Origin of the sequence: Deinococcus pimensis DSM 21231, assembly GCF_000519345.1 — a bacterium.
GTDB lineage: Bacteria > Deinococcota > Deinococci > Deinococcales > Deinococcaceae > Deinococcus_A > Deinococcus_A pimensis.
The window spans coordinates 22,815-34,317 of the sequence record NZ_KI912641.1 but is presented as its reverse complement, the minus strand read 5'-3'; the positions used below and the strand labels follow the sequence as shown (position 1 = coordinate 34,317).

At 69.3% G+C, this 11,503-nt stretch carries 13 protein-coding genes; 9 read left to right on the top strand and 4 right to left on the bottom strand.

What is annotated here, in order from left to right; genetic code table 11:
• A partial coding sequence (gene mtnN / locus DEIPI_RS0111490; RefSeq protein WP_027481872.1) for a 5'-methylthioadenosine/S-adenosylhomocysteine nucleosidase occupies positions 1 to 365 on the bottom strand: 365 nt, incomplete at its 3' end.
• 53 nt (positions 366 to 418) lie between these two features.
• On the opposite strand from mtnN, the gene DEIPI_RS0111485 reads away from it, so the two are divergent.
• The 6 genes from DEIPI_RS0111485 to DEIPI_RS0111460 all read left to right on the top strand — a co-directional run bounded on the left by DEIPI_RS0111485 (position 419) and on the right by DEIPI_RS0111460 (position 6,006).
• Positions 419 to 1,084, top strand: coding sequence for a hypothetical protein (locus tag DEIPI_RS0111485; protein ID WP_027481871.1), 666 nt, complete (start codon positions 419 to 421; stop codon positions 1,082 to 1,084).
• 236 nt (positions 1,085 to 1,320) lie between these two features.
• Entirely contained in the window at positions 1,321 to 2,559 is a 1,239-nt protein-coding gene (locus DEIPI_RS30485; protein ID WP_052351708.1) for an ABC transporter substrate-binding protein, read from the top strand.
• A gap of 79 nt (positions 2,560 to 2,638) precedes the next feature.
• Positions 2,639 to 3,580: a carbohydrate ABC transporter permease gene (locus tag DEIPI_RS0111475; RefSeq protein ID WP_045234154.1), complete on the top strand. Its 942-nt coding sequence runs from the start codon at positions 2,639 to 2,641 to the stop codon at positions 3,578 to 3,580.
• Positions 3,577 to 4,476, top strand: coding sequence for a carbohydrate ABC transporter permease (locus DEIPI_RS0111470; RefSeq protein WP_245588551.1), 900 nt, complete (start codon positions 3,577 to 3,579; stop codon positions 4,474 to 4,476). The genes DEIPI_RS0111475 and DEIPI_RS0111470 overlap by 4 nt, the downstream gene beginning before the upstream one ends.
• Positions 4,477 to 4,534: 58 nt before the next feature.
• Positions 4,535 to 5,713, top strand: coding sequence for a MalY/PatB family protein (locus DEIPI_RS0111465; protein ID WP_027481868.1), 1,179 nt, complete (start codon positions 4,535 to 4,537; stop codon positions 5,711 to 5,713).
• Between the two features lie 56 nt (positions 5,714 to 5,769).
• The gene (locus DEIPI_RS0111460; RefSeq protein ID WP_027481867.1) at positions 5,770 to 6,006 is read left to right on the top strand and encodes a hypothetical protein; all 237 of its coding nucleotides are present in this window, start codon (positions 5,770 to 5,772) and stop codon (positions 6,004 to 6,006) included.
• Positions 6,007 to 6,118: 112 nt separating this feature from the next.
• On the opposite strand, the gene DEIPI_RS0111450 is transcribed toward DEIPI_RS0111460, so the two are convergent.
• Positions 6,119 to 6,448, bottom strand: coding sequence for a hypothetical protein (locus tag DEIPI_RS0111450; RefSeq protein ID WP_027481866.1), 330 nt, complete (start codon positions 6,446 to 6,448; stop codon positions 6,119 to 6,121).
• On the opposite strand from DEIPI_RS0111450, the gene DEIPI_RS0111445 reads away from it, so the two are divergent.
• A complete protein-coding gene (locus DEIPI_RS0111445) occupies positions 6,447 to 6,764 on the top strand; it encodes a hypothetical protein (protein WP_027481865.1) in 318 nt (105 codons plus the stop codon). The genes DEIPI_RS0111450 and DEIPI_RS0111445 overlap by 2 nt on opposite strands.
• A 98-nt stretch (positions 6,765 to 6,862) precedes the next feature.
• A complete protein-coding gene (locus DEIPI_RS30480) occupies positions 6,863 to 8,509 on the top strand; it encodes a phosphoenolpyruvate carboxykinase (RefSeq protein WP_084474204.1) in 1,647 nt (548 codons plus the stop codon).
• 68 nt (positions 8,510 to 8,577) lie between these two features.
• Here the strand turns inward: DEIPI_RS30480 and DEIPI_RS41855 are convergent, their stop codons facing one another.
• Positions 8,578 to 8,709, bottom strand: a complete 132-nt coding sequence (locus tag DEIPI_RS41855) for a hypothetical protein (RefSeq protein ID WP_281173204.1) — start codon at positions 8,707 to 8,709, stop codon at positions 8,578 to 8,580.
• Positions 8,710 to 8,788: 79 nt separating this feature from the next.
• Complete coding sequence (locus tag DEIPI_RS30475) at positions 8,789 to 9,619, bottom strand: alpha/beta hydrolase (RefSeq protein ID WP_045234153.1); 831 nt, start codon at positions 9,617 to 9,619, stop codon at positions 8,789 to 8,791.
• 92 nt (positions 9,620 to 9,711) lie between these two features.
• Between DEIPI_RS30475 and treS the strand changes: the two genes are divergently transcribed.
• A complete protein-coding gene (gene treS, locus DEIPI_RS0111425; RefSeq protein ID WP_027481864.1) occupies positions 9,712 to 11,373 on the top strand; it encodes a maltose alpha-D-glucosyltransferase in 1,662 nt (553 codons plus the stop codon).
• Positions 11,374 to 11,503: the final 130 nt, after the last annotated feature.

Sequence of the window (11,503 nt, the reverse complement as noted above, 5' to 3'; positions counted from 1 at the left end):
CCGGGCACGAGGCCCGGCTCGTACTTGAGCGCGGTGACGTCCACGTCGTGCTGCACGAGGTCGGTGGACACGACGAGGTCACCCACGGCGAGGTCGGGGTGCACGCCCCCTGCGACGCCCGTGAAGATCACCCTCTCCACGTCCTGCGAGAGGAGCGCGACGGTGCACATGGCGGCGTTGACCTTGCCGATGCCGCACTTCGTGACGATCACCCTGCGGCCGTCGAGGAGACCGTGGTGGAAGGTGAAGCCCATGACCTCGCGCGTCTCGGCGTCCACGAGGTCCTCGGTGAGGCGTTCGATCTCCTGCTGCATCGCGCCGATGATGCCGATGGGGCGGGCGCGCTGGGGGTGGGGCGTCGTCATCCGGACCAGTGTAGCGTTCCCCTCACCTGCCCCGCGTGCTCTAGGATGTCGCCGTGCGCGCGGTGTGGACGGTGTGGGGCTCGGCGGGACGGCGGGTGTGGGGCAACCTGCCGCGTCTGATCGTCACGAACCTGCTGTGGCTGGTCCTGGCGTGGCCCCTGCTGACCCTGGGCGCGGCGACGCTCGGGACGTACGCGTTCCTGCGCCGCAACGTGCTGGAGCACGACGTGCGGCGCTCGGAGGAGCTCGGGACGGGCGTGCCCGTCCACGACGACCCGTACGCGCGGCTCCTCGTGGACGCGCGGCGCGCGCTCTTGCCGGGGACGTTGTGGGGCGTCACGTCGGTGGCGTTCGTCGCGCTCGTGACGCTCGGCGCGCGGTTCTGGGCGGCGCGAGCGGGCGGCGTGCCCGGCGACGCCCTGGTGGTGCTGGCCCTGTACCTGGGGTGGCTGTGGCTGGCGGCTCAGCCCTTCGTGCTCGACGCGCTCGCGGAGGGACGGAGCCTGCGCGCGGCGTGGTCGGAAGCGGCCCTGATCGTCGCGTCCTACCCCCTGTACGCGCATCTGTGCGCCCTGCCGCCCCTGCTGCTGGGGGTCCTGGCGTGGCTCCTGGAGACGTTGTGGCCGCTGGTGGGCACCTCGGTGCTGCTGGTGTACTGGGCGCACGTGGCCACGGGTGACCCGAACCGGAAGGTGTCCCGCGTTCACGAAGTCTTATGAATGAACAACCTTAAAGGCGGCATGAGGGCCGACCGGGCAGGAACGTGTGTACCATGAGCCAAGCGTGAAAAGAAGAACAGCCTGACTGGATTAATTCCAGGCACCCTTTTCTGCCCTGTCCGCTAGACTGACGCCTGTCGGGCGCAATCTGGGCGCAAACGAATCGGTGGGTCGTGCATCATGCGACCACCGTCGTCCATGTCGTGTACCCGGCCCATTCTTATTCGAGGTGAAGCATGAAACCACGACTGTTCCTCATCATGACCGCCGCGCTCGCCTCCACCGCCGGCGCACAGAAGGTCACGCTCGACTTCTGGGCCCACTGGGGCTCCGAGCAGCGCCGACCCACCATCAACAAGATCATCGACACCTGGAACAAGGCTCACCCCGACATCCAGGTGAAGTACACCTTCGTCCCCTTCGACCAGATCCAGACCAAGACCCTCGCGTCCGTCGCGGCGAAGAACCCACCGGACGTCGTCGTCATCGACATCCGCACCAGCCGCATCCGCGCCAGCAAGAACCAGAACACCGACCTCAGCAAGCTCGGCGCGGACAAGGTCAAGGAGCAGTTCTACGCGAACCTCTGGACCACCGGCACGTACAAGGGCGACCAGTACGCCCTGCCCTTCGTGACGGAGTCGCGCTTCCTCTACTACAACAAGGACGCCTTCAAGGAGGCCGGACTCAACCCCGGCAAGGGCCCCGCCACCTGGGACGACCTCATGGCGTACGCGAAGAAGCTCGACAAGAAGAGCGGCCCCATCTACCAGCGCATCGGCTTCTACCCGCTGTACGGCAACTTCGGCTTCGAGGGCTGGGTGCAGAACGCGGGCGAGGACACCTGGGACGACAGCCGCGACAACCCCAACGTGAACAGCGCCACGGCCGTCAGGACGCTCAACTGGATCAAGGAGTGGAACGACCGCTACGGCTCGCGCACGCTGACCTCCTTCAAGGCCAGCTTCGGTTCCGGCACGCAGGACCCCTTCATCTCCGGCAAGCTCGGCATGATCGCCGAGGCGGGCACCTACGCCGCGACCCTCGCGAAGTACGCGCCGGGCATGAACTACGGCATGGTCCGCATGCCCACGCCCACGGGTCAGACGGGCGCCATGACCTCCTGGGGCGGCGGCTTCAACGTCGAGCTGCCCGCGGGCGGGCAGCACCCCAAGGAGGCCTACGCCTTCGCGAAGTGGTTCGTGACGGAGGGCGCGCGCATCTGGGCGAAGGAGCAGAACGACTTCCCCGCCTACAAGAGCGCCTCGCTGGGCATCACGTCGCCCGCGTTCCGCATGATGTCCGCCAACATGAAGAACACCTTCGTGTCCGTCTCCCCGCAGTACGCGCCGACGTACGGCACCTACATCGACAAGGCCGTCGACGAGGTCCTCAACCGCGACGTGGACGCCAAGAAGGCGCTCGACGACGCCCAGACCCAGATCAAGCGCGTCATCGAGGAGAACCGCCGCTGAGGAGCGCGGGCGCCGCCCCGATTCGGGGCGGCGCCCGCCGCGCGGTGGGAGACACCATGACGTCCGCCAGGAGATCCCCATGAGCGCCCCGCCCGTGCGCCCGAGGAGGCGCGGGCTCGGCATCCGGCAACGCGAGGCCCTGTGGGGCTTCGTGTTCGTCGCGCCGTGGCTCGTCGGCTTCCTCGCCTTCACGGTCGGGCCGATGCTGTTCTCGCTCTACGCGAGCTTCACGAACTACGACATCACCTCCCGCGCCGACTGGGTGGGCCTGCGCAACTACCAGACCCTCGTCGGCGAGGACCCGCGCTTCTGGAAGTCGCTCGGCAACACCGCGTACTACACGGTGTTCAGCGTGCCGCTCGGCATCGCCGTGGGCCTCCTGATCGCGTCGCTGCTCAATCAGGACGTGCCGGGCCAGCGCGTGTTCCGCACCGTCTTCTTCCTCCCGAAGATCCTCACGGGCGTCGCGGTGCTGCTGCTGTGGCTGTGGGTCTTCAACCCGGAGGTGGGCCTCGTCAACAACGGCCTGCGCGCCGTCGGCGTGCCGGAGAACAGCCTCCCGCTGTGGTTCCAGGACCCGGCGTGGTCGAAGCCCGCGCTCGTCATCATGAGCATGTGGTCCGCCGCCGGGGGCTTCCTGTTCTACCTCGCCGCGCTGCGCGGCGTCCCGAAGGACCTCTACGAGAGCGCCCAGCTCGACGGCGCGAACAGCTGGCGGCAGTTCCTGACCATCACCATCCCGATGATCTCCCCGGTGATCTTCTTCAAGGTCATCACGGGCCTCACGGCGGCCCTGCAGTACTGGGAGGGCGCGCTCGTCGTCTCCGAGGGCGGCAAGGGCGGCCCGGTGGACAGCACGCTCTTCTACGGCCTGTACATGTGGGAGACGGCCTTCACGGAGTTCCGCATGGGCAAGGCCAGCGCGATGGCGTGGGTGCTGCTCGTCATCACGCTCGTGATCACGGCCGTGCAGCTGCAGCTCTCGAAGCGCTGGGTCTACTACGAGGGGGAGACGAAGTGAGCCTGTCGCGTCCCACCCCCACCGTGAAGCCGTCGGGGCTCCCGGTCGGCTCGACCGCCACGAGCCGCGCGCTGCTGCTGCTGTGGCGGGTCCTCGCGCTCGCGCTGCTCGTCGGGATCTCGCTGCTGATCCTCTATCCGGCCCTGTGGATGCTCAGCACGGCCCTCAAGAGCGACGCGCAGGTCTTCACCTACCCGCCCGTCTGGATTCCCTCGCCGCCGCAGTGGCACAACTTCGTCGACGCGTGGTACGGCGCGCCCTTCACGCGCTACACCATCAACACGACGCTGTACGCGCTCGTCGTGACCGCCGCGACGGTCCTCGCGAACTCGTTCGTGGCGTACGGCTTCGCGAAGCTCCGCTTCCCGGGCCGGGACGTGATGTTCGCCGTGATGCTCGCGAGCATGATGATTCCCGGGATGGTCACGATGATCCCGCAGTACATCCTGTTCTCGAAGCTCGGCTGGGTGGGCACGTACCTGCCGCTCGTCGTGCCGAGCTTCTTCGCGAGCGCGTTCTTCACGTTCATGCTGCGGCAGTACTTCCTGACCGTCCCGAACGAGCTCAGCGAGGCGGCGCGCGTGGACGGCGCGTCGGAGCTGTGGATCTGGTGGCGCGTCGTGATGCCGCTCGCGACGCCCGCGCTCGCCACGGTCGCGATCTTCACCTTCGACGGGACGTGGAACAGCTACGTGGGACCGCTGCTCTACCTCAACGACGAGAAGCTCTACACGCTGCAGGTGGGCCTGCAGTTCTTCCGCAACGGATCGCAGACGCAGTGGCAGCACCTCATGGCGGCCAGCCTGCTGGTGATGCTGCCGGTCGTCGCGATCTTCTTCGCGTTCCAGAAGTACTTCGTGGAGGGCGCGAGCCTCTCGGGCAGCGTGAAGGGCTGACCTCCGGGCGGGCGGGCGGCGACGGCCACGCCGACGCCGCCCGTGTCATCATGTCCGGATGAGCCATCCCTTCGACGCGCTGACGCACGAGGTCCTGAGGCACGACGAGTCCGTGAAGTGGGCGACGTTCGGGACGGACGTGCTCCCCCTGTGGATCGCGGACATGGACTTTCCCGTCGCGAGCGAGGTCCGCGAGGCCCTCCTGAGGCGGGTGGAGGGGCCGCTGGGCTACGGCCTGCTCGCGGGCGACCCGCGCCTGTACGCCCTCGTGAACGACAAGGAGGTCGCGCGCGGGTCGGCGCCGTACGATCCGGCCGCCATGATGCTGATGCCGGGCGTCGTGCCGGGCCTGTACGCGGCCGTGCTGGGCCTCACGAGCCCCGGTGACGAGATCGTCACGCACGTCCCGATCTACCCGCCGTTCCTGTCGGCCATCGCGGATCACGGGCGGGTGACGCGCGCGGTGCCCCTCACGGCCCCGGGCGGCGACGCCGCGCGCTGGGAGATCGACTGGGACGCGATGGAGGCGGCCGTGACGCCGCGCACGCGCCTGCTGATGCTGTGCTCGCCGCACAACCCCACGGGCCGCGTCTGGTCACGTGAGGAGCTCGCGCGGCTCGCGGAGTTCGCGCTGCGGCACCGCCTGTGGGTGGTGTCGGACGAACTGCACGCGGACCTCGTGCTGGACGGGACGTTCGTGCCCTTCGCGAGCGTATCGCCGGAGGTCGCGCGCCGCACGGTCACCCTGACGGGCCCCTGCAAGACGTACAACACGGCCGCGCTCGGGATCGGCCTGGCGACGAGCCACGAGCCCGCACTGATCGACGCGATGCGCGCGGCGACCAAGGGCGTGATGGGGCACCCGGCGGCCCTCGCGCAGACCGCCTGGATGGCGGGGCTCTCGTCGGACGGTGCGTGGCTCGCGGACGTGCTGGGCTACCTGCGCGCGAACCGCGATCACCTCGTGGCGCGCGTGGCGCGTGACCTGCCGGGCGTGCGCTTCACGCCGCCCGAGGCGACGTACCTGGCATGGCTGGACTTCTCGGCGCTCGGCTGGGACGAGCGTCCGCAGGTCCGCCTGCTGGAACGCGCCCGGGTGGGTCTGAGCGACGGCCTGACCTTCGGGGAGGGCTACGGGGCCTTCGCCCGGTTGAACTTCGCGACGTCACGCGCGGTGCTCGACGAGGCCGTGGATCGTCTGACGGACGCCGTGCGGGAGGCTTCCCCCGTTTCGTGAAGATCTTCATGCAGGCCGTCAGGTTGTGGTAAGAAAGGTGAGTTTACCATAAAGGCATGTCGCTGCGTTTCCTGCCCACCCGAGGTCCCGCCCGCCGAGACGTCCGTGATCCGGGAGCGGCGCGGGACCTGGCCGAGGGCGATCTCGACGCCGCCTGGGGTCATTTCGGCCCGACCCGCTGGTGCGACGACGAGCGCGTGTGGCGCGAGCAGCTCGCGAACGACCGACCCGCGCGGGTGTTCCTCCTCGCGGACGACGGCCGGGGTCCGCGGCTCGTCGCCACCTTCGACTGAGCACGCGTGCCCGACGCCGCCGACCTGCGTCTGGCCGGGCTCGGGCACGCGCGCCTGAAGTACTACCGCGCCGAGCGCGGCTGGACGGTGGCCGTCAGCCGCGCGCTCGATCTCAGTTGACCATGTTGTCCGCGTAGGACGGGGCGGGCGCCTCCGCCGCGGCGGGCGGCGCCGCCTCCACCTGGTAGCCGATCGGGCCGAGGTCGTTCACGCCCACCCGGCAGCGCAGCCGGGCGCCGGTGTTGAAGCCGCGCGACGCGACGTTCGGCAGGTACATGCGGTGCTCGAGCCCGTTGGCGCAGTCGACGCGCAGCAGACCCCAGCCCTTGGGATTGACGCGCTCCAGCACGCCCTCCACGAAGGCGTCGATCACGAACACGTCCTCGGCGCGCTTCTCCTGCGTGCCGCGCGCGGGCGGCAGGGAGCGGAAGACGACGCGCATGCCGCGCCGCAGGTTCGCCTCGACGGTGAGGTATCACGGGGACGTCGCGGTGATCCAGACGGCCGGGCGGCGCGGCGTGAGCGTCATCGCGACGGCGCACGGACGCACGCTGCTCGACGTGTTCGAGAACCCCGTGCTGCACCCCCTGATCGGCGATCCGGACGTGCTGACGGGCCGCAGGCGGTCGAGCCCGATCTTCCGCGTCGCCGTGGAGATCAGGGCCAAGGGCCTCTTCGTGCTGCACGAGGACGTGGCGGGCGCCGTGGACGCCCTGCTCGCGGGCGACGTTCCGGACGGGACGCTCGTGACGCGCTGAACTCCGTTCAATTGAGGGCAGATCGGTTGCATGAGTCGAGGGTCATGGGTCACAATGCGGAGCGAACGCTTGTTAGGCTCACATTGACGGAGGAATCCATGACCACCGAAATCCGCACGGACACGAGCCGCGAGCCCCGTGAGGCCGCGCCCGGCACCCCCGCCGCCCGCGCCGCCTCCGCGCTCGCAGCCCTCGGCATCCACGGCGCCACCATTCACGCCAACCTCAGCGTTCCCGAACTCTACGAGGCCGCCCTCCGGCTCGGGGAGGGCCACATCGCCCTCGGAGGTCCCCTCACGGTCCACACCGCGCCCCACACGGGCCGCAGCCCCAAGGACCGCTTCATCGTCGAGGACGACCTCACGCGCGGCAGCGTCTGGTGGGGCGGCTTCAACACCCCCACCACCCCCGACGTCTTCGACCGCCTGCTCGCACGCATGACCGAATGGTGCGCGGGCCGCGAGCTCTTCGTGCAGGACCTCTTCGCGGGCACCGACCCCGCCTACCGCCTGCCCGTCCGCATGGTCACCGAGATGGCCTACCACTCGCTGTTCGTGCGCAACATGTTCGTCCGCCCCACGGAGGCCGAACTCGACACCATCGAGCCCGAGTTCACCGTCCTCAACCTCCCCGGCTTCAAGGCCGACCCCGCGCGCGACGGCACCCGCAGCGAGACCTTCATCGTCGTGAACTTCACGCGCCGCATGATCCTCGTCGGCGGCACGAAGTACGCCGGGGAGAACAAGAAGGGCATCTTCGGCGTCCTCAACTACCTGCTGCCCGAACGCGGCGTGATGCCCATGCACTGCTCCGCCAACATGGGCGACGCGGGCGACGTCGCGCTCTTCTTCGGCCTCTCCGGTACCGGCAAGACCACCCTGAGCGCCGACCCCACCCGCCGCCTCATCGGCGACGACGAGCACGGCTGGACCGACGACGGCGTCTTCAACTTCGAGGGCGGCTGCTACGCCAAGGTCATCAACCTCAGCGCCGAGAACGAACCCGCCATCCACCGCACCACCCACATGTTCGGCACGGTGCTGGAGAACGTGGTGCTGCGAGGCGACCGCACGCCCGATCTCGACGACGGCAGCCTCACCGAGAACACCCGCAGCGCCTACCCCATCGACTTCATCGACAACATCGTCCCCGAGGGCCGCGGCGGCCACCCCAGGCACGTCGTGTTCCTCACCGCCGACGCGTACGGCGTGCTGCCCCCCATCAGCCGCCTCACCCGCGAGCAGATGATGTACCAGTTCATCTCCGGCTTCACCGCCAAGATCCCCGGCACCGAACAGGGCGTCGCGGAACCGCAGCCCACCTTCAGCACCTGCTTCGGCGCGCCCTTCATGCCCCGCCACCCCGGCGAGTACGCCGCGCTCCTCGCGCGCAAGGTCGAGGAGAGCGGCGCGAAGGTCTGGCTCGTCAACACCGGCTGGACCGGCGGGAAGTACGGCACGGGCAGACGCATGAGCATCCGCCACACCCGCGCGCTGCTCGACGCGGCCCTCTCCGGCGCGCTCGACGCCGCGGAGTTCCACGAGGAGCCCTTCTTCGGCCTCTCCATCCCCGCCGAGGTGCCCGGCGTGCCCGCCGAGGTGCTCGACCCGCGCCGCACCTGGGCCGATCCCGAGGAGTACGACCGCACCGCCCGCAAGCTCGCCGGGATGTTCCGCGAGAACTTCCGCCGTTTCGAGGAGGGCGTCAACCCCGAGGTCGTGGCCTGCATGCCGGACCACGGCTGAGGAAGGCAACAGGAGAGGCGGCGAAGCGATCGCTTCGCCGCCTCCCTTCCTTGCCGGTCCCCGCGCCCTCAGCGCAGCGGCTCGTGACGACGGACGAGCGCCGCGACGCACGCGACGACGAGAATGACGACGTTCAGTCCCAGCCACGTGGCGAGCGCCAGCGCGAGCGGGTCGAGCAGGAGCGACTCCGGCAGTTCCATGGCGACCTCCAGGCGTGAGCTTTTTTGCAGTGTACGGAAAGCTCCCGCCGGGGTCCTTTCGAGAACCCTGAACGTCCCCTCAGCGCGCGGACGCGGGAGCCGGAACACGCGCCGAGATCCAGTCCGTGACCTTGCGGATCGCGGCCTCCTGCTCCAGGTCGTTGAAGAGCTCGTGGTAGCCGCCCGGACTCTCCCACAGCTCACGGTCCTCACTGGTGATGCCCGCGACGAAACGACGCGACCCCTCGATCGTGATGAGGCGGTCCGCGTCCCCGTGGATCACCAGCGTCGGCAGACGCCACGACCCCAGCCGCGCCAGGACGGCCTCCCCGCCCGCCATCATCTCGTAGGCGCTCCGGGCCTTCACCGGACCCGAGTAGTTCAACGCGTCCGCCCGGAACACCTCGTCCGACCGCGGGTCGCGCGACAGCACCCCGTCCTCCACGCGGCCCACCAGGGCGCCCGGCAGGACGCCGCTGAGCACCCGCGCGAGCCGCTTTCGCCACGCGGGCTCCGTGTGCCCCACCATCAGCGCGGGCGACGAGAGGACCACGCCCGCGAGGCCGCGCGGATCGCGCAACACGCTCGTGGCCGTCACGAGCCCCCCGAGGCTGTGCCCCAGCGCGAACACCGCGAGGTCCGGCCGCTCGCGCCGCAACCACGCGCGCGCCGTGACGTGATCGTCCACCAGCTCCGACAGGCGCAGCAGCGCCCGCGGCCCCCCCGAACGACCGTGCCCCCGGTGATCGTACGTGAACACCGCGAGGCCCTCGCGCGCGAGCGCGTCGACCACGTGCGCGTACCGGCCCGAATGCTCCCCGTACCCGTGCACGAGCAGCACCGCCGCCCGCGCGCCCGAAGGTTCCACGCGCAGACCGTGGAGCCCCGCCCCGAAATCCCAGCTGTCCATACCCGCATCCTACGCCCGCGCGCGCGTGAAGTTGCCCTTCACTCAACCGCCCCCTGCTGACGCCCGCGCGCCGGACGCTTACACTCTTGGGCATGGCCACCGACTGGTACAAAGACGCCGTCTTCTACGAACTTCACGTCCGCGCCTTCCAGGACGGGAACGGCGACGGCAAGGGCGACTTCCGCGGCCTGATCAGCCGCCTCGACTACCTGCGCGACCTCGGCGTGGACTGCCTGTGGCTGCTGCCGTTCTTCCCCTCGCCCCTCAAGGACGACGGGTACGACATCGCCGACTTCTACGACATCCACCCCGACTACGGCACCATCGAGGACTTCAAGCAGTTCCTGCAGGAAGCGCACGCGCGCGGCATCCGCGTCATCGCGGACCTCGTCGTGAACCACATCAGCGACCAGCACCACTGGTTCCAGGAGGCCCGCAAGGGCCGCGACAACCCCTACCACGACTACTTCGTCTGGTCCGACACCGGCACCGAGTACCCGGACGCCCGCATCATCTTCGTCGACACCGAGAAGAGCAACTGGACCTGGGACCCGGTCGCGGAACGCTACTACTGGCACCGCTTCTTCTCGCAGCAGCCCGACCTGAACTACGACAACCCCGCCGTGCGCGAGGAGATGAAGAACGTCCTGCGCTTCTGGCTCGGCCTCGGCCTCGACGGCTTCCGCGTGGACGCCGTGCCCTACCTCTTCGAGCGCGAGGGCACCAACTGCGAGAACCTCCCCGAGACGCACCAGTACCTGCGCGAACTGCGTCAGATCGCGGACACCGAGTTCCCGGGCAAGCTGCTGCTCGCCGAGGCGAACCAGTGGCCCGAGGACGTCGTGCAGTACTTCGGCACGGAGGAGCAGCCCGAGTTCCACATGTGCTTCAACTTCCCCGTCATGCCGCGCCTGTTCATGGGCCTGCGCCGCGAGGACAGCACCCCCATCCGCGAGATCATGGGACGCACCCCGCACATCCCCAGCTTCGGCCAGTGGGCGATCTTCCTGCGCAACCACGACGAGCTCACCCTCGAGATGGTCACCGACGAGGAACGCGACTACATGTACAGCGAGTACGCCAAGGACCCGCGCATGAAGATCAACGTGGGCATCCGCCGCCGTCTCGCGCCCCTGCTGGACAACTCCCGCCGCCGCATCGAGCTGCTCAACGGCCTGCTCTTCAGCCTGCCCGGCAGCCCCATCCTGTACTACGGCGACGAGATCGGCATGGGCGACAACGTCTTCGTCGGCGACCGCAACGGCGTCCGCACGCCCATGCAGTGGAGCGTGGACCGCAACGCGGGCTTCAGCCGCGCCGACTACAACCACCTGTACCTGCCCGTCATCGCCGATCCCGTGTACGGCTACCAGACCGTGAACGTCGAGTCGCAGGAACGCACCGAGACGAGCCTGCTGAAGTGGATGCGCCGCATGATGCAGGTCCGCCGCCGCTACCCGGCCTTCTCGCGCGGCGACATCACCTTCCTGGAGACCGGCAACCGCAAGGTCCTCGCGTTCCTGCGCGAATACGAGGGCGTGAAGCTCCTCGTCGTGTGCAACCTGTCGCGCTTCGTGCAGGCCGCGCAGCTCGACATGCACCACCTCAGCGGCCACACGCCCGTCGAACTCATCGGCGAGACGCCCTTCCCGCCCATCGGGGAGCTCCCGTACTTCTTCACCTTCGGCCCGCACGCGTTCTACTGGTTCCGCCTCGAAGCGCCCGCCCACGCCGCCGAGAGCGCCGCCGACTGAGCGGCGCGAACAGGGGAGGGGCGGGCCGCGGGCCCGCCCCTTTCGTTACAGCGCCTTGACGAGGTGCAGGTACCACGCGCCGCTCACGCGCCGCCCGCCGCGCTCCACGTACCCCAGGCGGCGGTACAGC

Excerpts from the sequence above, each read along its gene's own strand:
- treS (WP_027481864.1), top strand. The coding sequence starts at position 9,712 with ATGGCCACCGACTGGTACAAAGACGCCGTCTTCTACGAACTTCACGTC.
- DEIPI_RS0111460 (WP_027481867.1), top strand. The coding sequence starts at position 5,770 with ATGTCGCTGCGTTTCCTGCCCACCCGAGGTCCCGCCCGCCGAGACGTC.
- DEIPI_RS0111465 (WP_027481868.1), top strand. The coding sequence starts at position 4,535 with ATGAGCCATCCCTTCGACGCGCTGACGCACGAGGTCCTGAGGCACGAC.
- DEIPI_RS0111450 (WP_027481866.1), bottom strand. The coding sequence starts at position 6,448 with ATGCGCGTCGTCTTCCGCTCCCTGCCGCCCGCGCGCGGCACGCAGGAG.
- DEIPI_RS41855 (WP_281173204.1), bottom strand. The coding sequence starts at position 8,709 with ATGGAACTGCCGGAGTCGCTCCTGCTCGACCCGCTCGCGCTGGCGCTC.
- DEIPI_RS30485 (WP_052351708.1), top strand. The coding sequence starts at position 1,321 with ATGAAACCACGACTGTTCCTCATCATGACCGCCGCGCTCGCCTCCACC.
- DEIPI_RS30475 (WP_045234153.1), bottom strand. The coding sequence starts at position 9,619 with ATGGACAGCTGGGATTTCGGGGCGGGGCTCCACGGTCTGCGCGTGGAA.
- DEIPI_RS30480 (WP_084474204.1), top strand. The coding sequence starts at position 6,863 with ATGACCACCGAAATCCGCACGGACACGAGCCGCGAGCCCCGTGAGGCC.
- DEIPI_RS0111475 (WP_045234154.1), top strand. The coding sequence starts at position 2,639 with ATGAGCGCCCCGCCCGTGCGCCCGAGGAGGCGCGGGCTCGGCATCCGG.
- DEIPI_RS0111445 (WP_027481865.1), top strand. The coding sequence starts at position 6,447 with ATGCCGCGCCGCAGGTTCGCCTCGACGGTGAGGTATCACGGGGACGTC.